Annotated in this window: 19 protein-coding genes and 1 pseudogene; 7 read left to right on the top strand and 13 right to left on the bottom strand. The window is 60.8% G+C overall.

The features are described from left to right. Positions 1-146: 146 nt before the first annotated feature. The 5 genes from KQ661_RS01930 to ispF all read right to left on the bottom strand — a co-directional run bounded on the left by KQ661_RS01930 (position 147) and on the right by ispF (position 6,885). Positions 147-1,202, bottom strand: a complete 1,056-nt coding sequence (locus KQ661_RS01930) for a hypothetical protein (protein WP_216685519.1) — start codon at positions 1,200-1,202, stop codon at positions 147-149. A gap of 61 nt (positions 1,203-1,263) precedes the next feature. Further along, positions 1,264-2,661 carry a LutB/LldF family L-lactate oxidation iron-sulfur protein gene (locus KQ661_RS01925; RefSeq protein WP_216685518.1) on the bottom strand — a complete coding sequence of 466 codons (1,398 nt, stop codon included), beginning with the start codon at positions 2,659-2,661 and terminating at the stop codon, positions 1,264-1,266. Positions 2,662-2,673: 12 nt separating this feature from the next. Continuing rightward, the gene (locus KQ661_RS01920; RefSeq protein ID WP_216679095.1) at positions 2,674-4,350 is read right to left on the bottom strand and encodes a M28 family peptidase; all 1,677 of its coding nucleotides are present in this window, start codon (positions 4,348-4,350) and stop codon (positions 2,674-2,676) included. A gap of 159 nt (positions 4,351-4,509) precedes the next feature. After that, positions 4,510-6,174, bottom strand: coding sequence for a M28 family peptidase (locus KQ661_RS01915; protein ID WP_216679094.1), 1,665 nt, complete (start codon positions 6,172-6,174; stop codon positions 4,510-4,512). Positions 6,175-6,405: 231 nt separating this feature from the next. Beyond that, positions 6,406-6,885 (bottom strand): 2-C-methyl-D-erythritol 2,4-cyclodiphosphate synthase, encoded by a 480-nt coding sequence (ispF, locus tag KQ661_RS01910; RefSeq protein WP_216679093.1) that lies wholly within the window; start codon positions 6,883-6,885, stop codon positions 6,406-6,408. A gap of 327 nt (positions 6,886-7,212) precedes the next feature. Between ispF and KQ661_RS01905 the strand changes: the two genes are divergently transcribed. From KQ661_RS01905 to KQ661_RS01885, 5 genes are all read left to right on the top strand, one after another. Then, complete coding sequence (locus KQ661_RS01905) at positions 7,213-7,827, top strand: TetR/AcrR family transcriptional regulator (RefSeq protein ID WP_216685517.1); 615 nt, start codon at positions 7,213-7,215, stop codon at positions 7,825-7,827. A 40-nt stretch (positions 7,828-7,867) separates the two neighbouring features. Then, the gene (locus KQ661_RS01900) at positions 7,868-9,532 is read left to right on the top strand and encodes a TolC family protein (protein WP_216679091.1); all 1,665 of its coding nucleotides are present in this window, start codon (positions 7,868-7,870) and stop codon (positions 9,530-9,532) included. A gap of 112 nt (positions 9,533-9,644) precedes the next feature. Beyond that, positions 9,645-10,778 (top strand): efflux RND transporter periplasmic adaptor subunit, encoded by a 1,134-nt coding sequence (locus KQ661_RS01895; protein ID WP_216685516.1) that lies wholly within the window; start codon positions 9,645-9,647, stop codon positions 10,776-10,778. A gap of 54 nt (positions 10,779-10,832) precedes the next feature. After that, positions 10,833-14,360, top strand: a complete 3,528-nt coding sequence (locus tag KQ661_RS01890) for an efflux RND transporter permease subunit (protein WP_317196055.1) — start codon at positions 10,833-10,835, stop codon at positions 14,358-14,360. Between the two features lie 136 nt (positions 14,361-14,496). Then, on the top strand, positions 14,497-14,763 hold the full coding sequence (locus KQ661_RS01885; RefSeq protein WP_216679089.1) for an acyl carrier protein: 267 nt from the start codon (positions 14,497-14,499) through the stop codon (positions 14,761-14,763). Between the two features lie 556 nt (positions 14,764-15,319). On the opposite strand, the pseudogene KQ661_RS21850 reads toward KQ661_RS01885, so the two are convergent. The 3 genes and pseudogenes from KQ661_RS21850 to KQ661_RS01870 form a co-directional block, all read right to left on the bottom strand. After that, positions 15,320-15,457: pseudogene (locus tag KQ661_RS21850) on the bottom strand (YkvA family protein); the annotation flags it as partial. A gap of 477 nt (positions 15,458-15,934) precedes the next feature. Continuing rightward, complete coding sequence (locus KQ661_RS01875; protein ID WP_216679088.1) at positions 15,935-17,101, bottom strand: S1 family peptidase; 1,167 nt, start codon at positions 17,099-17,101, stop codon at positions 15,935-15,937. Positions 17,102-17,177: 76 nt separating this feature from the next. Continuing rightward, positions 17,178-17,786, bottom strand: coding sequence for an RNA polymerase sigma factor (locus tag KQ661_RS01870; protein WP_216679087.1), 609 nt, complete (start codon positions 17,784-17,786; stop codon positions 17,178-17,180). A gap of 136 nt (positions 17,787-17,922) precedes the next feature. On the opposite strand from KQ661_RS01870, the gene KQ661_RS01865 reads away from it, so the two are divergent. After that, positions 17,923-18,156 carry a hypothetical protein gene (locus KQ661_RS01865; RefSeq protein ID WP_216679086.1) on the top strand — a complete coding sequence of 78 codons (234 nt, stop codon included), beginning with the start codon at positions 17,923-17,925 and terminating at the stop codon, positions 18,154-18,156. 102 nt (positions 18,157-18,258) lie between these two features. Here KQ661_RS01865 and KQ661_RS01860 read toward each other — a convergent pair whose 3' ends face one another. The 5 genes from KQ661_RS01860 to KQ661_RS01840 form a co-directional block, all read right to left on the bottom strand. Continuing rightward, complete coding sequence (locus KQ661_RS01860; RefSeq protein ID WP_216685515.1) at positions 18,259-19,137, bottom strand: McrC family protein; 879 nt, start codon at positions 19,135-19,137, stop codon at positions 18,259-18,261. A gap of 91 nt (positions 19,138-19,228) precedes the next feature. Beyond that, positions 19,229-19,417: a hypothetical protein gene (locus KQ661_RS01855; RefSeq protein WP_216679084.1), complete on the bottom strand. Its 189-nt coding sequence runs from the start codon at positions 19,415-19,417 to the stop codon at positions 19,229-19,231. A 54-nt stretch (positions 19,418-19,471) separates the two neighbouring features. Continuing rightward, a complete protein-coding gene (locus tag KQ661_RS01850) occupies positions 19,472-19,831 on the bottom strand; it encodes a hypothetical protein (RefSeq protein ID WP_216685514.1) in 360 nt (119 codons plus the stop codon). 114 nt (positions 19,832-19,945) lie between these two features. Beyond that, positions 19,946-20,323, bottom strand: a complete 378-nt coding sequence (locus KQ661_RS01845; protein WP_216685513.1) for a 5-methylcytosine-specific restriction endonuclease subunit McrB — start codon at positions 20,321-20,323, stop codon at positions 19,946-19,948. A gap of 221 nt (positions 20,324-20,544) precedes the next feature. Then, entirely contained in the window at positions 20,545-21,393 is an 849-nt protein-coding gene (locus KQ661_RS01840) for a hypothetical protein (RefSeq protein ID WP_216685512.1), read from the bottom strand. A 154-nt stretch (positions 21,394-21,547) separates the two neighbouring features. On the opposite strand from KQ661_RS01840, the gene KQ661_RS01835 reads away from it, so the two are divergent. Beyond that, positions 21,548-22,522, top strand: coding sequence for an isopenicillin N synthase family dioxygenase (locus tag KQ661_RS01835; protein ID WP_216679079.1), 975 nt, complete (start codon positions 21,548-21,550; stop codon positions 22,520-22,522). Positions 22,523-22,591: the final 69 nt, after the last annotated feature.

Genomic DNA, 22,591 nt, shown 5'->3' with positions numbered 1-22,591 from the left:
ATACAAAACCCCTTCTGCGGCTGTGTCAGTCGGGTTTTTAGGCGCAAAATATATTCAACCCAAGCCTTTAGGCGGCGCATGGTCGTTCTTAAGACCCCGCCTGCGCGGGCACCGCACTACTTGCCGGAATTACTTTCCGTCGGGCGCTATGTCTTGCTTCTTACCCCCGGTGCCATGGTAAGCTGGGCCAGGAAACGAAGGGCCGTGGTGTAGCGGCTGCGCAGCTCGCAGTAGCGCCGCCAGGCATCGGCCCGGTCTTCGCAAACTTTCAGGCCGTTTTTGGTCAGCTCGTCGCAGGTGAGGTCGAAGTCGGCCCGGTTCGGCGCGTCCTCTTCGGTGAGCAACAGGCTGCTGGGCTCGGCCCTGGCCTTATTATCAAAAAAGCGGTACATCCGGTTCAGGGCCAGACAGCCGGCCTTGAAGGTAATCTGGGCCTGCCGGGGCTGGTTGCCATCCACGGCGGCAAAAAGCAGGGCGGCCGTGTCCAGAATCAACCCGCCCGCCGTGACCCAGGAGCGCCCCGGCTGCGGCGAGCGGAAAAAAGTGAGAACGGGCAGCGACGTGTGGCTTTCCTCAATCTCCACAAACCAGCGCTCCCACTCGGCCCACTGCTGGTCGTCGTTCTGCACCGAGCCATCGTGGTTAAGCCAGGCGAGCAGGCAGGCGGCCGTGGGCGGCGTGCCGGCTCGTAGCTCCAGTTGGGCCACGGTGGCCTCGCGCCGCGAAAATGCCTGGTAGATGGTGGGTAGGTAGGAGATGAGCAGCGTGAGCAGCAGCAGGCCCAGCGTGGCCTCGGAATAGCTGAGGGCCGAGATGAGCAGGTGGTGGCTATCGGTGGTGCCAAGCGTGAGCAGCGAGCTGCTGCTCAGCTTGTAGCATTGCTTCCAGGTGCCCTCGTCCAGCGCCCAGTACAGGCTGGTGTAGCCCAGGCTCACGAGGGCTTCCCAGAATACGGGCAGCGCTACCAGCGCCACCGGTGCGTAGTGGGCCATAATTTTGTCGCGCCGCTCGTACGAATTGGCCAGCCGGGCCGCCGCGTCAAAAATGGTGCGGATGCCCATGAAAGCCCACACGTTCATCCGCACCACCTCGTTGCGGGGCAGAATGAATGAGCGAATGGCCGCCGACAAGGTGGTGATGACCAATATCACGCCGCCCATTCCGGTAATGATGCGCAGCGCGAGCAGGAGGTAAGGAGGCATAGTCGGTAAAAATGCCTGATACGCACAACAGCCACAAACCGCCGGACGCCGCCCAGCCAGTCTAACGCCCCGCCCGCGCCCGCCACAGCTCCCGGAATGAGGGCCCGGCAATGTGCAGGCTCTCGCGGCGCTTGCTCCAGCCCACCTGGCCCAGCAGGCGGCCCAGGCTCCAGTCTTTCAGCTTTACGGGCAGCAGGTCGAGGGCCCAGCGGTGCTGCATGCTCCACTTCCAGAGGCCGATGGCGAGCTTCTCCTCGGTGGGCGCGTAGCCTTCCGCCACGCTTTGCTGGCGGTTGAGTAATAGCAAGCTATGCAGCGGAATGCGTACCGGGCACACCGTGGTGCAGGCGCCGCAAAGGCTGCTGGCGTAGCTCAGGTGCTTGTGCTCGGGCAGGCCGCTCAGGTGCGGGCTGATGACCGAGCCGATGGGGCCGGAATATGTGGTTTCATAGGTGTGGCCGCCGATGTTCTTATACACCGGGCACACGTTCAGGCAGGCCCCGCAGCGAATGCAGCGCAGGGCGGCGCGCTTATCGGGCTGGGCCAGCAGGTTGGTGCGGCCGTTGTCGAGTAGAATCACCACCATTTCCTCTGGTCCATCCACTTCGCCGGGCTGGCGCGGGCCGAAGTACACCGTGTTGTACACCGTGACCTGCTGGCCGGTGCCGCTGGTGCTCAGCAGCGGCCAGAACAGGTCCAAATCCGTGAGCTGCGGAATGACTTTCTCAATGCCCACCACCGCGATATGCAGCTTGGGGAAGGTGGCCGACAGGCGGGCGTTGCCCTCGTTCTCGGTCACGGCCACGGCTCCTTCCTTGGCCAACAGGAAGTTGCCGCCGGTCACGCCCACCTCGGCGCTGGTGTACTTGCCGCGCAGCAGGTGGCGGGCCGTGAGCACGAGCTCCTGGGCATCGTCGGTCGATTTCGTGCCCAGGTGCTTCACAAAAATGTCGTTGATGTCGGCCTTGCTCAGGTGCATGGCGGGCGTCACGATGTGGTAGGGGCGCTCGCCGTTTAGCTGCACGATGTACTCGCCCAGGTCGGTTTCCACCGACTCAATGCCCTGGGTGCCGAGGTAGTGGTTGAGGTGGATTTCCTCGGTGGTCATGCTCTTGGCCTTCACCACCGTTTTGGTGTTGCGGGCCTTGGTGAGCTTGCCGATTTCAGCCAGCGCCTCATCGGCGTCGCGCGCCCAAACCACGCGGCCGCCCCGGGCCGTGAAAGCGGCTTCGAACTGCAGCAGGTACTCGTCGAGCTTCTCCAGCACGGTGGCTTTGAGGTAGGCGCCGCGGTCGCGGGCCAGCTCGTGCTGGTCGTACAGCTTCAGGCCAGTGCTCACGGCCGCATCGTACTTGCCGATGTTGAAGCGGATTTTGCGGCGATGCTCGCGGTCGAAGGCTTTGCGCTCGGCGTCGAGTTGGAACTGGCTGGCTTTGGAGGCTTTTGCAGTTGGAGTCATAGCGGCGGCAGCTTAGGGTTTGTTCGAATCAACCACAATGCGGTGCTCGCGATTCGCCAGCTCCCAGGCCGTGTGGAAAACCAGCCGGGTCCGTTCCGCTAATTTATCGAATTCTATCTTCTCCACGTCATCCGTGGCCCGATGATAATCCGCATGCTCGCCGGTGGTGTAAAAAATGACCGGGATTTTGCGCCGCGCAAAGTTGTAGTGGTCGGAGCGGTAGTAGATGTGCTCCGGCTCGTCGGGTACGTTGAAATGGTAGTCCAGCTCCAGGTGCGTGTAGTCGCGGTTGGCCGCTTCGTTGATGGCGTGCAGCTCCGACGAGAGCTTATCCGAACCCACAATGCACACGAAATGCCGCTTGGCGCTGTGCTTGCGGTCGGTGCGGCCCACCATGTCAATGTTGAGGTCGGCGATGGTGCTGGCCAGCGGCAGCACCGGGTGGGCCGTGTAGTATTCCGAGCCAAACAAGCCTTCTTCCTCCGCCGTCATCAGCACAAACAGGATGCTGCGGCGCGGGCCGTGCCCGTCCTTTTTGGCCTGGGCAAAGGCCTCGGCCAGTGCCAGCACTGCCACCGTGCCCGAGCCGTCGTCGTCGGCCCCGTTATAAATCGTGTCGTGCTTCACGCCCAGATGGTCGTAGTGGGCCGAAACCACCAGCACCTCGTCCTTTTTGTCGCTTCCTTCCAGAAAGCCCAGCACATTCTCGGTGGTGAGCGGCTGCTGATTTTGGGGCAGATACACCGCCGCCGCCGGGCCTTCAAAGCGCGGCACTACCGGCCGGCCGGCGCGACCCAGCGCCCGCACGTAGTCAATCAGCCCGTTCAGGGTGGTGCCCGCCATGGCCAGCCCCAAATCCTGCGAAGTAAAGTACACGCCGATGCCCGGCGGGATATTCTCGGCCACCGTGTCGATGATTTCCGGGCCGGGGTCTGGCAGCGAAAACGCGGGCTCGCGCAACGACTCGCCCAGCTCGGTCGTCTGCTTCCGGAAATCGGCCGTCGGGGCAAACGTCATCAGGAAAATGCTGCGGGCGCCGTGGGCCTTGGCCAGCGCTGCCTTACGCAGGCCCGACTCCCAGTAGTCGGCCTTGCGGCCCATGGACTTCAGCAGCTTGCGGCCGCGCTCGTCCTGCGGCTCGCCCATGATGACGACCACATCGCGCCCCTTCACATCCAGCCCCGCGTAGTCCGAATACGCGCCCTGCTCCACCCCAAAGCCCGCAAATACCGGCTGCGAAGCCGTTTCGGTGAGGAAGGGCGACGGCATGGGCCCGTAGCTGAACCAGTCCTTCAGGTAGTCGTAGCGCCGGCCGTTTGCCTTAATATAGCCGCCCGGCGCATAGGTGCTGTGCGTAAGCTGGAAGTGCTGTAAATACGGGTTGTCGCTGTCCGAAACTGGTCCTTGCAGGCCAATTTCAGCCAACTGCCTCACCAGGTATTCCGCTGCCAGCTTCTGGCCCGGCTGGCCCACCTCGCGCCCCTGAAACGCATCCGAAGCCACCACCGTGAGGTGCGCGCGCAGGTCGGCGGGCTGGATGAGGGCGGCGTAGGTCTGGGAGAGTGTCGGCGCGGCGGGGGTAGGGGCCGGGCCTTTGGTTTTCAGCTTGATTTTGGTGGGGGCTGGCTGGGCGGCGGCGGGTAGCGCGCCGGCCAGTAGCAAGGCTGCCAGCGCATAAGTTTTTAGCATGGAGGAAGGCGAGAAAAGGAGAATAAAAAGAACGTCATGCCGAGTGCAGCCGAGACATCTCGTTCGTGGTAGTAACTCAATCGAATGAATTACTGCGGCACGCGAGATGCCTCGGCTACGCTCGGCATGACGTTCTACGACATGCGCAAAATCCTGGCGCTACGGCTTGTTCGAATCAACCACAATGCGACCGTCGCGGTTGGCCAACTCCCAGGCGGTGTGGAACACCAGCCGTGCCCGCTTCTCCATCTTGGCAAACTCGATTTTCTCGATTTCGTCGCTCTGCTGGTGGTAGTCGGCGTGCACGCCGTTGAAGAAAAACGCCACCGGCACCTTGTTCACCGCGAAGTTGTAGTGGTCGGAGCGGTAGTAGAAGCGGTTGGGGTCGGCGGGGTCGTCGAAGCGGTAGTCCAGGTCGATGGGGCCGTACTGCTTGTTCTGCGCCTCCAGAATCACCTTCAGCTCCGAGGCCAGTTTGTCGGAGCCGATAACGTACACGTAGTCGGGCTTGCCCTCGTGCTCCACATCGGTGCGGCCAATCATGTCCACGTTCAGGTCGAGCTCGGTGCTGGCCAGCGGGAAAATGGGATGCTTGGAATAATATTCGGAGCCAAACAGGCCCTTTTCCTCGCCCGTCACGCTCAGGAACAGCAGGCTGCGGCGGGGGCCGTGGCCTTCCTGCTTGGCCTTGGCAAATGCCTCCGCCATCGTAATAATGGCCGTCGTGCCCGAGCCGTCATCATCGGCCCCGTTAAACACCTGCCCGTCGTGCTTGCCAAGGTGGTCGTGGTGGGCCGAAATCACGATGATATCCTCCTTCTTATCGGTGCCCTCGATGAAGCCCAGCACGTTCTGCGTATCCAGCTTTTCGCGCTTGCGCTCGGCCTTCAGCTGCATCGGCACCACTTTAAACGTAGCCGCCACCGGTTGCTTGGTCGCGTTGATTTTGCTCAGGTAGGTCTGCATCGCCGCGTCCGTGGTGCCCAGTACGGCCAGCCCCACGGCCGGCGAGATGAAGAACGAAGGCGTGCGGCTCGGCTTGTCGTTGCCCACCATCACCATCGACGGCCGCGAAATGTACGGAGCCATCCGCGCCGTTAGCTTGGCGAAGTTGCTGGTAGGGTTGAAGCTCACGAAGAACACCGTGCGGGCCCCCTTCTGGGCGGCCAGCTGGGCCTTGCCCCGGTAGTCGGTGCCCCATTTCGTAGGCGCGCCGTCGGCGCTGAGCAGTGCTTTGCCACCGTCGCCGGTAGGCTCCCCCATCAGCACCAGAATGTCCTTGCCTTTCACGTCCACGTTGGCATAGTCGGAGTAGCCGGGCTGCTCAATGCCGTAGCCCACAAAAACCGGCTTCACGCTGGTTTCCTGCGCAAAGGGCGAGTCGCCGAGGCCGTAGAAATCCGTCAGCCAGGCGTAGCGCGTTTTGCCTACTTTCAGCGTCGCGCCATCGGCCCAGGTCACCTGCTCCACGTCGAAATGCTGCTGGTAGGGGTCGGTTCCGGTGGTCACGGGCCCGGTCAGGCCGGCGGCCTTAAACTGCGTGGCCACGTAGTCGGCGGCCATGTGCTGGCCTTTTTGGCCGGTTTCGCGGCCTTCGTACTCATCCGACGCCAGCACGGCGAGGTGGGTGCGCAGGCGCTCGGCGGTTACCTGGTCGGCATACTGCACGCTCCAGTCTTTCTCGGCGGGCGCGCTGGTGGTCTTGATTTTAGTAGCGGGCGCATTGGTCGCCGGCTTAATTTTTACTTTTACCTTGCCCTGAGCGTGGGCCGGTGCAGCGCTGGCCAGCGCAAGAAAGGCCAGCAGGAGAGGGGTTTGCTTCATTGATGTTGAGTAGTGGGAATTAGGTTTTTATATGGTTCGTTATGCCGAGCGCAGCCGAGGCATCTCGCGTGCTGAAGTAATCGGAGTTGTTTAGAAAGTCACAAAAGGTGCTCAAACGGTCATGCTTCGCTGCGCGCTGCATGACCGTTCGGGGACTTTCTAAACAGCTTCATCAATACCATAGCAACGGAGCGAGCGAGATGCCTCGGCTGCCCTCGGCATGACGGGTAATTACGCTTTTACAATCAGTACGCTGGCGTAGGCGGCCACGCCCTCGCCTGTGCCCACAAAACCCAGTTTTTCGGTCGTGGTTGCTTTGATGGAAATATCCTCTTCGGCAATGCCCATCACGGCGGCCAGCACGCGCTGCATTTCCGGGATGTGTGGGTTCACCTTGGGGCGCTCCAGGCAAATGGTCGAGTCGATGTTACCCACCTCGTAGCCGCGCTCGCGCAGCAGGCGCATCACGCCGGTCAGCAGTTTCTTCGAGTCGATGCCCTTGTACTGCGGGTCGGTGTCGGGGAAGTGGAAGCCGATATCGCGCAGGTTGGCCGCGCCCAGCAGCGCATCGCAGATAACGTGGATGAGCACATCGGCATCGGAGTGGCCCAGTGCGCCGTGGGTGTGCGGCACCTCAATGCCGCCGAGCCAGAAGGGCAGGCCTTCTTTCAATTGGTGAACGTCGTAGCCGAAGCCGGTCCGGATTTTCATAGGAACAAATGCAAGTGGGCCACCACGGCCCGGCGCAAAAGTACCCGCGCCCAGCATTTCCGTCACGCAACGAGTGCCGGCCGAGTTCACAAATAAATAATGTGATTATCGAATACTATTAAACTAATTTTATTAGCTGTATATTACTATTTAAATTAGTTGGATATGCGACCTGCGTCTCACTTTTTTTCGAGGGTAACTAAAGTATCCGAAGCCGGTGTGCGTCAGGCAGGGACGAAAAATGCCCGGAGTAGCAGAGAATGCCAAAAAGAAAGTGGAAACTTTGAGCACAATAAAAGTTTCCGTTGTATCTTTGCGGCCTTAGCTATGGAAATCAAAGACCGAATCCTGAACCACGCCCATCAGCTTTTCATGCGCAACGGCATCAAAAGCGTGAGCATGGACGATATCGCCGCCGACCTGGCCATGTCGAAAAAGACCCTCTACAAGTGGTTCGAAAACAAGGACCAGATTGTGGAAGCCTCCATGACCCGCCACCTCGCCGGCACCCAGAACGAGTGCACGGTGATGATAAACGCCGCCTCCTCGGCCATCGACGAGCTGTTTAAGATGCTGGCCTGGATTAAGCAGGAGTTTGGCAACGTGCACCCCAGCATTTTTTACGACCTGCGCAAGTTTCACCCCGCCACCTGGCAGCTCTGGCAGGCCCATAAAAACGAGTTTATCCTCTCCCAAATCAAGGAAAACCTGCGCCGGGGCATCGCGGAAGGCTTGTTCCAGGCCAACCTCGACATGGAAGTACTCTCGCGCCTGCGCCTGGCCCAGATTGAGCTGCAATTCGACCCGGAACTCTACCCGACCCGCGATTTTGCCAAAGAGCGCGTGTCGGTCGCGCTGCTCGAGCACTTCATGCTGGGCGTGGCCACCATCAAGGGCCACAAGCTCATCAACCAGTACCGCAACGTCACCGACGAAGAATAACCCGCTTATCCCCGCTTACCCGTTTCTTTTTTGCTGTTTTATGAACACGCTGTTTCGAACCAGATTCTTGCTGCTGGCCGCCCTGAGCGCGGCCGCGCCGCAGGCGCTGCTTGCCCAAAGCCAGCCGGCCGCCCTGCCGCAGGCCCCGCCCACCACGGGCACCATGCCGCTGAGCCTGCAACAGGCCGTGAGCTACGCCGTGCAGAACAAGTCGTCGCTGCTGGCCACCCGCCTGGGCGAGGCCACGGCGGCCGCTAAAGTGGGCGAAATCAAGAGCGCCGGCCTGCCGCAGGTGAATGTGGCTGCTACGCTGTCCGACAACTTCAAGCTGCAAAAGAGCCTGGTGAGCTTCCCGCTCTCGCAAACCGTGCTCACGCAAAGTGACCTGGCGGCAGCCCAGGGCGGGCAGCAGCAGGTGCTGGGTACCCAGCAGCTGGCCCTGCCGCCGCAGCCGTTCGCGTTCGGCCTGCAATACGCCGGCAACACCAGTGCCTCAGTGTCGCAGCTGCTGTTCGATGGCTCGTATCTAATTGGTCTGAAGGCGGCTAAGGTGTACACCGAGTTGGCCAAAAAGCAAACCCAGCAGGCCGAGATAGACGTGGTGGAGCAGGTGAGCAAGGCCTATTACAGTACGCTGGTGGCCCGCTCGCGCCTGAGCCTGCTGGCCCGCAACGTGCAGCGCCTCGACACGGTGCTCTACCAAACCCAGAAAATTTTCAAGGCCGGTTTCGCCGAGAAACTCGACGTGGACCGCCTGCGCGTGCAGCGCAACAACCTGGTGGTGGAGCAGCAGAAAGCCCAGCGCCTCACCGAGTTGAGCGTGGGCCTGCTCAAGTTTCAGATGGGCCTGCCCCAAAGCCAGAACGTGCAGCTCACCGACTCGCTCAGCGCGGCCGTGGTGGATGCCAGCGCCCTGCGCCAGCGCCTCGGCGTGGCCAGCCTGACCAACGGTGGCGGCGTGGATGGCCTCGGAGCGGTGCCCACCGCGCCGGTAGTGCCCGGCGGAGACAACACCGCCGCCCAAAACCGCCTCGACCAGCAGAATGCCCTCTCCGGGGGCCAGCCCATGGCAGCCCGGGGCGCGCTCAACTACAATAACCGCATCGAATTCTCGACCCTCGAAACCCAGCAGGCCCTAGCCGGCCTCGACCTGCGCAACCGCCAGGCCGGCGCGTATCCGCGCCTCGTGCTCACGGGTGCCTACGGTTTCACGGGCTCGGCCAAAACGGCGGGCGAGCTGTTTGCCTTTCGCGGGCCGACTTCGACCAACTCGGCGGGCTTCGCCAACCAGAACTGGTTCGGCTTCGGCAACGTGGGCCTGAGCCTGCAGGTGCCGGTGTTCGACGGTTTCCGCCGCAAGTTCCTGGTGCAGCAAAGCCGCCTGCAGCAGCAGACTATTGAGAAAGGTTTTGAAACATTGAAGCAAGGCATTGACTTACAGGACGCCCAGAGCCGCACCACGCTCATCAACGCCCTGGATGTGCTCGACAACCAGCAGGCCAACCTGACCCTGGCCACCGACGTGGCCCGCGTCACGCGCATCAAATTCAACGCCGGCGTGGGCTCCAACCTGGAGGTCATTACGGCTGAGACGGACCTGCGCTCGGCTCAGACCAACTACTACGGCGCGATTTACGATGTGCTGGTAGCCAAGGTCGACCGCGACAAAGCGACTGGCGAGCTGTTCAATCAGGCTAAAAAATAACGAGTAGGGGCGGAGCTTGCCCCCGCCTGGCGTGCGCGCCGCCTCAACGATTTCGTTCAACGCCGGGCGGGGGCAAGCCCCGCCCCTACGCTTAAAATATCCCCGCTTACCCATGCGCTTTAATTCAACTCAACCGGCCGCGCTACTTCTCGCCGGCACCCTGCTGCTCGCCTCCTGCGGTGGCGAAAGCAAAGACCCCAAAGCTCAGCTCGAAAAGCTGAAGAGCGAGCAGGCCGCTACCCAGGCCAAAATTACCGAGCTCGAAGCCAAAACCGGCGGCCCGGCCGAAGCGGCTGCCACGCCGGTTTCGGTGATGAACGCCAAGCCCGAAAGCTTCAAAAGCTACCTCGAAGTGCAGGGCCGGGTCGATTTCGACCAGAACGCCACCGTGGGCAGCCGCGCCGCCGGCTCGCTCACCAGCATCCGCGTGCAGCGCGGCGACCGCGTGGGCAAGGGCCAGGTGCTGGCCACCGTGGATGCCAGCATTCTCGATGCCAACATGGCCGAGCTGCGCACCCGCATGGACCTCGCCAAAACGATATATGAGAAGCAGAAGGGCCTGTGGGACCAGCAGATTGGCACCGAAGTGCAGTTTCTGCAAGCCCGCAACAACTACCAGGCCCTGCAGCGCAACCTTGCCACCCTCAACCAGCAGCGCGCCCTCTATAATGTGGTGGCCCCGTTCGCGGGCAGCGTGGATGAGGTGCTGCCCAAGCTGGGCGAAATCACCGCGCCCGGCGCGCCGGTGGTGCGCCTGACCAGCGGTACGGGCGGCAAAATCCTGGTCGATGTATCGGAAGCCTACGGCAACAGCATCAAGGCCGGCGACAACGCCGTGGTGACCATTCCGGACCTGGGCGGCGAGGAAATTCCCGCCACGGTGCGCGTCGTGAGCCGCAGCATCAACGCCACCAGTCGCACCTTCACGGTGGAGCTGCGCCTGAAGGAGCACACCACCGACCTGCGCCCCAACATGGTGGCCACGGTGCGCATCCAGAACTACAGTGCGGCCAATGCCATGGTTATTCCGGTCGACATCGTGCAGCACGACGAGCAGAACAGCTACGTGTACGTGGTGGCCCAGGAGGCCGGCAAAGCCGTGGCCAAGAAGCGCATCATCAAAACCGGCAACACCTACAACGGCAAAGTAGAAGTAACCAGCGGCCTGACGGCCGAGGATAAAATCATCTCGGGCGGCTACCAGAACCTGAATGAAGGCCAGAAAGTGGTCGTGCAAGGGGCGTAGGGGCGGGGCTTGCCCCCGCCCGTCGTTGAACGGAATCGTTGGCTTCGCTAACGTTTGGTTGAACGACTCACCATCAGCAATGCTCATAAAATTCCGTGCAACGACGCGGGCGGGGACAAGCCCCGCCCCTACAAGCTAAAAGCCATGCAGGACATCGAAAAAGAATTCGGCCCAACCAGTTGGTCCATCAACAACAAGACCAGCATTTACATCATCACGGTGCTGCTGTGCGTGGCGGGCATTTTTGCCTACATCAAGCTCGGCAAGGAGAAATTCCCCGACATCGTGATTCCGCGCATCATCGTGGCCACGGTGTACCCCGGCACCTCGCCCACGGACATCGAAAACCTGGTGACGCGCCAGCTCGAAAAGGAGATTAAATCCGTGAACGGGGTGAAGCACATCAACTCCACCTCGAACCAGGATTACTCCATCGTGGACGTGGAATTCACCTCCGGCGTGGATGTACAGGCCGCCAAGCAGCTCATCAAGGATGCCGTGGACAAGGCCAGCACCGAGCTGCCCAACGACCTGCCGAGCGCTCCGCTGGTTAAGGAAATCAACATTTCCGAGCAGCCTATCATGTTCGTGAACCTGAGCGGTAACCTGCCCGCCGCCCAGCTCAAAAAGTACGCCGACGACTTCCAGGACAAGATTGAGGCGCTGCCCGAAATCACCCGCGTCGATATCGTGGGGGCTCTCGACCAGCAGGTGAACGTGGACGTGGACCTGAACAAGCTGCGGGCCTCGCGCCTGAGCTTCTCGGATATTTCCCGGGCCATTGGGGCCGAGAACGTGACCGTTTCGGGCGGCAGCATCGACGTGGGCGGGCAGAAGCGCGCCGTGCGCGTGGCCGGCCAGTACGTGCGGGCCGGCGACATTGCCGACATTCAGGTGAAGAACCTGAACGGCTCGCCGGTGCGCCTCGGCGACATCGCCACCGTGACGGACGGCTTCAAGGACCGCGAAAGCTATGCTCGCCTCGACGGCAAGCCCGCCATCACGCTGAACGTGGTGAAGCGCGCCGGCGAAAACCTGCTCGACGCCTCCGATAAAATCAAGGCCATCATCAAGGACTCGAAAGCCAACCTGCCCAAAGAGCTGAACGTGACCGTGACCGGCGACACCTCGAACGACACCCGCGTCACGCTGCACGACCTGCTCAACACCATCGTCATCGGCTTCCTGTTGGTGACCCTGATTCTGATGTTCTTCATGGGCACCACCAACGCGCTGTTCGTGGGCCTGAGTGTGCCGATTTCCATGTTCCTGGCCTTTCTGGTCATTCCCATCTTCGGCTTCACCCTGAACACCATCGTGCTCTTCGCCTTTCTGCTGGCCCTGGGCATCGTGGTCGATGACGCCATCGTGGTTATCGAAAACACCCACCGCCTGCTGCACGAGCACCCTAACCTGTCCACCCCGAAAGCGGCCAAATTTGCCGCCGGCGAGGTCTTTGTTCCGGTGCTGGCCGGCACCCTCACCACGGTAGCGCCGTTCGTGCCGCTCATGTTCTGGCCGGGCATCGTGGGCTCGTTCATGTTCTACCTGCCGGTCACGCTCATTATCACGCTCATGGCCTCGCTCATCGTGGCTTTCATCATGAACCCGGTGTTTGCCGTGAGCTTTATGGAGCGCGAGGAGCATTTCGAGGAGGATATGCACAGCCGGCCCAAGCTGACGCGCAATTTCCTGATTGCGATGGGCGTGCTGCTGGTCATTGCCATCATTGGCTACGTGGCGCATTCCACCTTCGTGGGCAACCTGGCCATCACGCTCATCCTGCTCTGCTTCCTCGATAAGTTCGTGTTCGTGAAGATGATTGGCTGGTTCCAGACCCGCGCCCTGCCGCGCTTCCAGAACGGCTACGCCAACCTCGTGCGCTGGGCTCTTAGCCACCCGGCCCTGGTGATGGTGGGCGTGCTGGTGCTGTTCGTCGGCTCGTTCGTGGCCGTGGGCATCCGCAAGCCACACGTCGACTTCTTCCCCAAAGGCGACCCCAAGTTCATCTACACCTACCTGAACATGCCCGTGGGCACCCGCGTGGCCGTCACGGACTCGATTACCCACGTCCTCGAAAACCGCATCTACGGCGTTATCGGCAAGAACAACCCCGATGTGGAGTCGGTGATTACCAACGTGGCCATCGGCGCCGGCGACCCTTCCGAAGCCACGGCCTCGGGCGTGTCGCAGTCGCACATGGGCAAGGTGGCCGTGGCCTTCAAGGAGCTCAGCGAACGCAAAGGCCCCAAAACCAGCACTTACATGGATAAAATCCGCGAAGTGGTGAAGGGTATTCCCGGCGCTGAAATCTCGGTCGACCAGGAAGCCAGCGGTCCGCCCCAGGCCAAGCCCATTGCCATTGAAGTAGCCGGCGACGACTACAAAGTACTGGCCGCGCTCTCGAAGAAAGTGACCCGCTACGTCGATTCGCTGCACATTGGCGGCGTGGAGGCCCTGCGCTCCAACCTGCAGGACCGCAACCCCGAAATCGCCGTCAACATCAACCGCACCCGCGCCAACCGCGAGGGCATCAGCACCGGCCAGATTGGCCTGGAAGTGCGCACGGCCATCTACGGCACCGAGGCCAGCAAATTCAAAACCGTCGACGACGAGTACCCCATCCAGGTGCGCTACGCCGAGCCTTACCGCTCCGACGTGGACGCCGTGATTAATGCCCCGCTCACCTTCCGCGACGCCACCGGGGCCGTGCGCCAGGTGCCCATCTCCTCGGTGGCCGATGTCACCTACGGCTCCACCTACGGCGGCATCAAGCGCAAAGACACCAAGCGCGTCATCACCATCTCGTCCAACGTGCTCAACGGCTATTCCGGCCCCGACGTGGCCAACGCCGTGCAAACGGCCCTCAAGTCGTTCCGCACGCCGCCCGGCTACACCATCGACATGGGCGGTGCCCAGGAAAGCCAGAAGGAAACCACCGACTTCCTACCCATGGCCGGTATCGGTGCCCTGGGCCTCATCTTCCTGATTCTGGTCACGCAGTTCAACTCGTTCAGCAAGCCGGTCATCATCCTCTCCGAGGTGCTGTTCTCCATCGCCGGCGTGTTCTGGGGCCTTGCCATCACGGGCCAGAACGTCAGCATCGTGATGACGGGCGTGGGCATTATCGCCCTGGCCGGCATCGTGGTGAAAAACGGCATTCTGCTGGTCGAATTCATGGATATGCTGCGCTCGCAGGGCATGCCGCTGCGCGAAGCCATCGTGCTGGCCGGCCGCACCCGCCTGAACCCGGTAATCCTCACGGCCACGGCCGCCACGCTGGGCCTCATCCCACTGGCCATCGGTCTGAACATCGACTTCTACGAGCTGTTCGCTTCGGGCAATCCGCACTTCTTCATCGGTGGCGAGTCGGTTACCTTCTGGGGCCCGCTGGCCTGGACCATCATTTTCGGGCTGGTGTTCGCCACGGGTATCACGCTGGTGGTGGTGCCGGTGATGTATTTGCTGAGCGAATCATTAAAAGGAAAAATAACCGGAAAAAATCCGGATGACATTGCAACCATTCAGCAGGAGGTGGACTCTGAGGAAGTACAGGCGGCTACGCCGCCTGTACTAGCCTAGCTTTTCAGGCGTCGAGTGCCCGCTGGCCGGCTGTTGTTGCAGCAGCGGCCGCCGGTGGGTACTCTCCCCGGCGCGACGCCAACGGAACGGCCGGTTACTACCTGCCCCGCTTACCATCTTTTTCCGCAACTTTATTATGTACGTATCCACCACTAGCGCCCACCACACACCTACTATCGAGCAGCAGGTATTCCGCATTATCAGCAAGCGCAAGGCCATCCGGGCCAGCCGCGTGCGCAAAACCGCCAGCCTCGCCCGCGACCTGCGCTTCGAAACCCTCGACGTTGTTGATATTATTCTGGAGCTGGAGCGCAACTTCAGCATCACCATTCCCGACGAAGTACCGCTCTACACCGTAGGCGATTTCGTTCGCTTCGTGCGCGACCACGCCGCTGCCGCTTAGCATTATTTTACCCTGCAAAAAAGCCCCCCCGCAACCTGAGTTGCGGGGGGGCTTTTTTCATTCCGGGCTTTTGCACCAGAGTCAGGTATTCCAACCCCAACCCTTATCCAAAACTGTTTGACGGCTCGCCATAGGTGAGTACGGCCGCTGTGCCTTATAGCTAAAGCTGTTGTGGCGCTTAGCGCACGTTCCCGCCGGTATTGGTGGCTGTGGTGCTGGGCTCGCGGCTGCTGTCGGTGGTGTGAGCTGCCACGCTTCTGGTACCGGCGTGCTTAGCCGATTCTTCGGCTATCTGCGCGGTGGGCGCGGCGGGGTCGTTCGAGTGCGAGGGCTGCGCGGCGGGAGCCATGGCAGCTTGCTCATCGAGGGCATCGGCCGCGTGCTTGGCTTGGTTGCTGGCCGAAGCCGTAGCCGTAGCAGCGGCGCTGGCGGCCGAGGCCGGGGTTTCTTTATCGGAAGGAGCATAGGCCCCGGCCGTGGTAACTTCGGTCGGGCGGGTCAGCTCCCACTCGTGGAACTTGTCCATCTCACCTTTCAGAGTAGTCGAGAACCAGGCTACCAGGGCCACGTCATCGAGCAGGCCCAGCACCGGAATGAAATCCGGAATCAGGTCAATTGGGCTGATGAAGTAGATGAGTACCGCCACGGCCGCCGCCACCGTGGTGCCGGGCACACCCGTATACTCTCCCGACATCGACGCCTTGATGAGCCGGAACATGGTCTGGAGGGTTTCCCATGCCTCGTGGGCCAGCGTGCCCACGTCGTTTTTCTCGCTGGCCTTTTTGTAGGCATCGGTCAGCAGCTTCTTCAGGCGCGAGGGCTGCTTGATGTAGCCCTCGGCGGTGTTCAGAAACTTCTTGAAAATGGCCGAGCCGGCGACATCGTTACTGGAAGGCGGGGTTTGTTGATTTTTAGCCACGGAGTGCGGAGGTTAAGGAAGACAGAGGGATTGAGAGACAAGCACTGCTTATCTAAGTCTGAATACTAGATTGCAGGGCCTAAGGTTATGAAAAAGGTCCGCATTGGCTCCCCCAAACAGCGGAATAATCAGCGTATTCTGACGGACTGCGGATAATAATCGGCGCACCCGAAAAGTCATTACAACGCAACGGCCTGCTTCGGTAAAGAAACAGGCCGTTGTGCTACTTGTGCTTGAAAAGGGCGTTCCGGCCTATTCAAAAACCTTTACTACGAATACATAGTCCTGCAGCTTCTTGAGCTGCTGGGGCCGCCCGGTGCCGGCCAGCTGGCCAAAGCGGGGCAGGCGGTAGGGGTTGGCGGGCTTGGCCGCTTCCAGTGAATCAACCAGCCGTACCAGGTACGACGACTTGGTAGCGAAGGCGGCGCTCTGCGCGTCGTTCTGCCGGCCGCTCACCACCCCAATCAGGTTGCCGCGCTCGTCCATCAGCGGGCCGCCCGAGTTGCCGGGGTTCACCGGAATGCTCACTTGGTAGAAAGCCGTATCGCCCTCGAAGCCCGAACGGGCGCTCAGCGAGCCTTCGCCGTACACCACGTCCTCACGCGGGTAGCCCAGCGTGAACACCCGCTCGCCCAAATCGGCCTGGCCCGATTTTACCGCGTAAGGCAGCCGGCCGAAACCGGTGAACTTCTTGTCGGTAATGCGCAAAATGGCCAGGTCGTGCTTGATGTCGGAATACACCGGCTCGGCGTGGTAGCGCTGGTGGTTGCGGCCCTCAATCAGCAGCGAGTCAGCACCCTGAATAACGTGGTAGCTGGTCACGATATAGCCTTCCGAAGTCAGGGCGAAGCCCGTTCCGCTAAATTTGCTAACCGGGGCCAGCGGTGGCGTGGCGCTGCCATCAATCCGCTTGATGGTGCTATTTAAGACCTTCTGGTTGTGCTTGAGGCTGTTAATCTCGCGGCGCATCACGTTGTAGCCATACAGCGAAGGCTGTACCTTGGAGTTGCGCCAGATATCCAGCCCCAGCAGCGTGGCAAACACGGCCATCACAGCCACCGAAGCGGCCACGCCCACGGTGGCGCGGTGCCCGCTCCAGAACTCGCGCAGCCGGCGCTCGGTGCGCGAAATACGCAGTATCGGGTGCACCGTGTGGGTGAGGCCGGTGGTGGGCAGCGTAATTTCCTCAGGGGCATCGGCGGCCAGCATGGCGGCGTGGATGCTGCGCAGCTGCTGCCGGGCCTGCTGGCGCTGGCCGTAGGCGCGTAGCGTATCGGTCATCTCGCTGAAGTCGGCATAGCGCAGGGCCAGGGCCGGGTCAGCCGCCAGGCGCGCTTCGAGATTGGCGCGGGCGGGCCCGGCCAGCTCGCCGGTGGCGTAGGCTTCAAATAAGGCGTAATAGTCTGCTTCAGTCATCATGGGTAAATGCTGCCGGGCGGGGCGGCGGCGGTAAGCGGATGGGAGTTTCACCGGCTACAACCGGCGGCTAACGATATCAGATAGGCTCTTCTTTATAATGGGCGAAGAATAATTTTTTCAGGCGCACGAGGCACTTGTATTTCTGGTTTTTGGCATTGTCGGCGTTGGTGTAGCCAAACTCTGCCGTGAGGTCCTGCATCGACTTATCGAGCAGGTAGAAGCCTTCCAAAAGTGAGCGGCACGGTTCGCCGAGGTGGTCCAGGGCCTCGCTCATGGTGGCGAAACGGCGGTCCTGCTCCTCAGCGGCCAGCAGGTCTTCCTCGGCTCCCGTGTTCAGGTACGGGCCGTGCTCCTCGTCATCCAGCAAGCGCACGCCGAAGCGGCTTTTGCTGGTCAGGCGCTTGAGCCACAGGCGGCGGCACACGGCGTAGAGGTAGGTCTTAATCTGGCAGCTGAGCTCGAGGGAGCCGTCGCGTACTTTTTCATAAAACACCATCACGCCCTCCTGGTACACGTCCTGGGCATCGTCCTCGGTGCCGCTGTTTTGCAGCACGAAGTGCGACACCATGGGCCAGTGCAGCCGGTAGAGGTGGGCCAGGGCCCGCTCATCGCCGCTGCGAATGGCGGCAATCAGCGCGTCGTCGGTAGGAGTCAAAGAAGAGGAAGTTGGATTGCCCCTGCTCATTCACTTTGGGGGTTAATACAGGCAAAGGCTACAAGTAACCCGCCGAAATAATTTTTTTCCGGGCCGGGTTACCTTTCCAGAGACTGAGTATAAAGGGCGTTTTAAAGTTAACCCGTTTTCAAAATTACCTCCAAAGATGAAAAATCTGTTTAAAGCTGCTGCCCTGGGCTTCGCCCTCACCGCTGGTCTGACTTCGTGCGGCGAAAAGAAGACCGAGGAAACCACTACCGTTGAGACCCCTGCTACCGGCACCGAGACCACCACTACTACCACCACCGACAGCACCGCAATGGCTGCTCCCGCTGCTGATAGCACTGCTATGGCTCCTGCTGCTACCACCACCACGACTGTAACCGAAGAGAAGAAGTAGTTTGTTGCCGGCCCCTGGGCCAGCGCAAACCTTCGTCATTCGACACTAACAGCCCGGATTTTCCCAAGCGGAAAATACGGGCTGTTTTTTTATGCCTTGGGGTTATTTATTCCACCAGCCGCAGCAAATCGGCGGCAATGCCGGGCCAGGGCTGGTGCAGGTTGAGCGTGATGACGCGCACCGGGTGCCCGCCCAGGGTGTAGCGCACGTCCACGTCCTGCGTGGCGGCCGGATACAGCAATAGGACTTACGCAGTCGAAACACTAACAAACTGAAAAACAGCAATATAACAAATATGCGTCTTGAATGCAAGTCGTTGATTTTCAGGTTACATAGCTCTTGAAGTGCGTAAGTCCTAAGCAATATGCTTTCCAGAACCTGGCCGGGGGCAGGGCGCTGGTTCTGGAGGTAGGCGTAGAGCTGGTAAAGGTGCGGGGCAATGAGGCGCTGCCGGTCGTAGCGCGGGCGCAGGGTGGCAGCGTAGTACTTGGTGTCGAGAATTATTTTGCGGTCGGGCGCTTCCAGCGTGGTATCGGTGAGCATGGTGGGCAGCAGGGCGAGGTCGGCGGCCAGCGGGGCTTCGGCCTGCCAGGCAATGGTTTCGGCAAAGACGCGGTAACGGCGCTGCTCGCGACGGAAAAAATTGCGGGTGAACTGCTCGAAGATGCGCGCCATCAGCGCTTCGTCGCGCCGGAAATCGGCGAAGCGCTTGCGGCCGGTAGCCGTGGGCTCGGGTAGGGCCGTGAGCCACACCAGCTCGCAGACGTGCACCAGAAACGCGGCCTGGCTATCCGGCCGCTGCCGCCGCAGCTCCCGAAACGTGGCGGCCGTGGGGGGAGGCAGCATAGCATTGAGCAGCCCCGTCGGAAACCGCTGGCCGACTTGGTGCAACTCGCGGCGCAGCGCCGGGGGCAAAGCTGCTGCCCGGCCCAGCGTGCCCAGCGTTTGGGCGGTGCAGGGGCGAGGCCGTGCCCAGTTCATCGAAGGCACAGATGACGCGGCCCTGGCCCAGCAGGCCCCGGCCCAGCGTGGGGGCCAGTTCCACGCGGCCCCGCAGGCTGGTAAGCTCGGCCTACTGCGTTTGAAACGTACGCGGCAGGCCGTTGCGGAGCAGGCGGCGCGTGGCGTGCAGCAGCACCTGCGCCAGCAGCCCCAGCGGCCGCTCGAAGGGTGCGGCTTCGCTGGCCAGCAGTACAGCCGGCTCAGGCAGCCGGTTCCAGGCGTAGCAGAGGAAATAGTAGAGGGTAGGGAGGGGTATCAATTGAATTGGCTGTTTTTTTAACAGAAAGGCGTGTACCAAAAATCCCTTCACTTTTTATTGCTCAATAACCAAACGCTTGCCCAATACTAACCAATAGGGAAATCCATTAGCCTCCGCGAAATGAAGCAGTAGTTGCGATGAAGAATGCTCATCGGGATTACCAATTACGGCAACGAAAGTCCGATTAGCAGGTTCAATAAGCAGATAGACGGTACACATTGAGCCTATTACTGTCAATCCCAATTCGTCTTCTCCATAGGGCAGGTCCTGGAATACCCTACGCAGGCACCGCGTACTTTTCTGCTCGATGCAGAAGCCAATGCGAGCTATTGTCTGTGAATTAGCGGCCGCATGACCTAATACATGTGCTTTGCTTATGCGCCCTACAACCTGCGCTTCCAGCAGTAATTCCAAACACCTGCGATGATACTTTTTATCGGACCAAGATGCCGCGCGGGTACCTGATAGTATGTCTATTAAGTTCATTTTGCTTCAATAGTAGGTATGGCTATTGGTCTTGAACCTGTTCTACGCCAGTAGCTTGCGCAACTGAGCCGCTGCCGTAGCTGGCTGCTCGCGCCAGTAATCAGCCAGTAGCGGACCGATTTCCTGCTCAAAAATCAGGCGCAGCCATTCTGAAGCCTGTCCCGGCTGGGCCGGCGGCTGGCAGAAGTAGCTGTGGCCGATTACAAAATCCGGCCCCAGCTCGGGGTCATCGGCGATGGCTTGGTTGAGGGATGCCATGCGGGTGCACAGTTGCTCGATGAGGTCGGCGGGCACCTGGCGGGCCGCCAGCTGCTGCCGTAGCGGTGGGCCAAACTGCGGCCGGGTTGGCGGTGGCCAGGCGGTAGGCCAGCTCGGCCGCGGCGCGGGGTGGGTAGCGGCGGCCTCGGTACACCAGCTCATACACGGTGCTGGGCGGTAGCGGGCGGCCTTCGCGGGTTATCTGGCGCAGGGCGCGCAGCACCTGCTTGCGGGTGAGCAGCGGGGCAGAATCGGAAGGGGCAACGGACATAGTGGGCAAGGTAGAACCGGAACAACAAGTGCGGGGAAGCAAAAAAAGTCCCCCGGCCGGGCCGGGAGACTTTTTTTGGAGAAACCGTAACGAAAAAATAACGTCCTAAACGTTAGGGAGCTACCGTAAACGTGCGGGTTACCGAGTTGTACGGGCCGGCAATCATGTTGCCGCTGCCGTCTATCAACTCCAGCTTCACCGTGTTTTCGCCAGCAGGCAGGCCCTCCATCTGGTAAGGCAGCCACTGGTCAAGTATAAATTCGGTGCCGTTGATGGTGGCGCGTACGCGGTTTCCGCCGGGCTCCAGCTTGGTATTCACCAGGTAAAAATCCAGCATGATGCGCTTGGCATCAACTCCCGAGTACGTGTCTTTTGGGCGGCTATAAAACAGGTTCGGAGCCTTCACATCGATGATGGGCGTGGCCGGAGCCGGGGTGTTGCCCACGTTAATCACGGTCAGGTCGTAGGCCCCGAGGTGCTTCAGACTCTCGTGGTACGAGCGCGACAGGAACGACAGCACCACGTGCTGGCCATCGGGAATAGCCTTGGTGAATTTGGTATCGTAGTGCGCCGTATAGGGCTGGTTGTCCACGATATTGTGGATGTGCTGGCCCTTCATCGAGTTGGCCATTTCGGCCATGTGGGGGCCGCCGCTCATTTTAGTGAGCTGGAAATTGGTGGTTTGGTAGTCAAATGCCACCTCACCGCTGGGCAGCGTAGCGCCGGCAACGGGGGCGCGCATCTGCATCTGAGCTTCGGGGAACTTGGGCGAATCGCTGAAGGGCGTCAGGCGGATACCGTTCGATTCCATGCTCTCGCCGCTGGCGGCAGTGCTGGTAGCACCGGGGGTATTGCTGCCGGCAGTAGCGCTAACATCGGTAGCGGGCTTGCTCGTTTCGCAGCTAGCCAGAAGTGCCAGCGTAATGGTGGTGCTGCACAGCAGCCAAAGAGGACGTTTCATAGACTCAAACCTTGAAAAAAAAGTGGTAGTGATTTATTGAATAGTATCGATGAGCGGGGTCGTTTACGATGAAGGACCGGTGCCGGGTTTTGCTTAACTTGCGCCGTTGCCCACCAAGAGTCTTACGTAGCCTCAAAGTAAACTCAATTTTATTATGCAAGACCAACTTCTTGACCATATTCCCTCGCTCGACCTCGCCGACTTCCGTTCCGGCGACGCCGAGCGTAAGGCTCGTTTTGTGCAGCAGCTCGGCGAGGCCTACCAGAACATCGGCTTTGTAGCCCTGAAAAACCATGGCCTCAACGACGAGCAAACCCGGCAGCTATACGCCGATGTGCAGGCGTTTTTCCAACTGCCCGACGAAGCCAAGCAGTGCTACGAAAATCCCGAGCTGGCCGGCCAGCGCGGCTACATCAGCAAAGGGAAGGAGCACGCCAAGGGCCGCAACACCGGCGACCTGAAGGAGTTCTACCACGTAGGTCAGGAAGTGGAGGAAGAGGACCCCATCAAAAACGAGTACCCCGACAATATCTGGCCCCAGGAAATTCCGGGCTTCCAGAAGAGCACCTTCACGGCTTACCGCACGCTGGAAAGCGCCGGCCAGGACGTGCTGCGTGCCATTGCGCTGTACCTGCACCTACCCGAAAACTACTTCGATGATAAGGTGAAGCACGGCAACAGCATCCTGCGCCCCATTCACTACTTCCCCATCGAAGACCCGGACGCGGTGCCCGCCGATGCCGTGCGCGCCGCCGAACACGGCGATATCAACCTCATTACCTTGCTGATGGGGGCCAGCGCCGACGGCCTGCAGGTGAAGCGCCGCGACGGCAAATGGATTCCCATCACGGCCCTGCCCGACCAGATTGTGGTGAACGTGGGCGACATGCTCCAGCGCCTCACCAACGGCGTGCTGAAATCTACCATTCACCGCGTGGTGAACCCGGCCCGCGAAAAAATGAACACCTCGCGCTTCAGCATCCCGTTCTTCATGCACCCGCGCTCCGAAATGAGCCTGGCTGCCCTGGAGCACTGTGTGACCCCCGACAACCCCAAGAAGGAAGCCGACATCACGGCCGGCGAGTTTCTGAACGAGCGCCTGATTGAGCTGGGGCTGAAGAAGAAATAAGGAAGAAGTTCAGAACAATAACCAGCACGTCATGCTGAGCGAAGTCGAAGCATCTCTACTGCGCAAGTA

Source organism: Hymenobacter siberiensis (genome assembly GCF_018967845.1).
Taxonomy (GTDB): Bacteria; Bacteroidota; Bacteroidia; order Cytophagales; family Hymenobacteraceae; genus Hymenobacter; species Hymenobacter siberiensis.
This window is presented reverse-complemented; position numbering and strand designations above follow the sequence as displayed.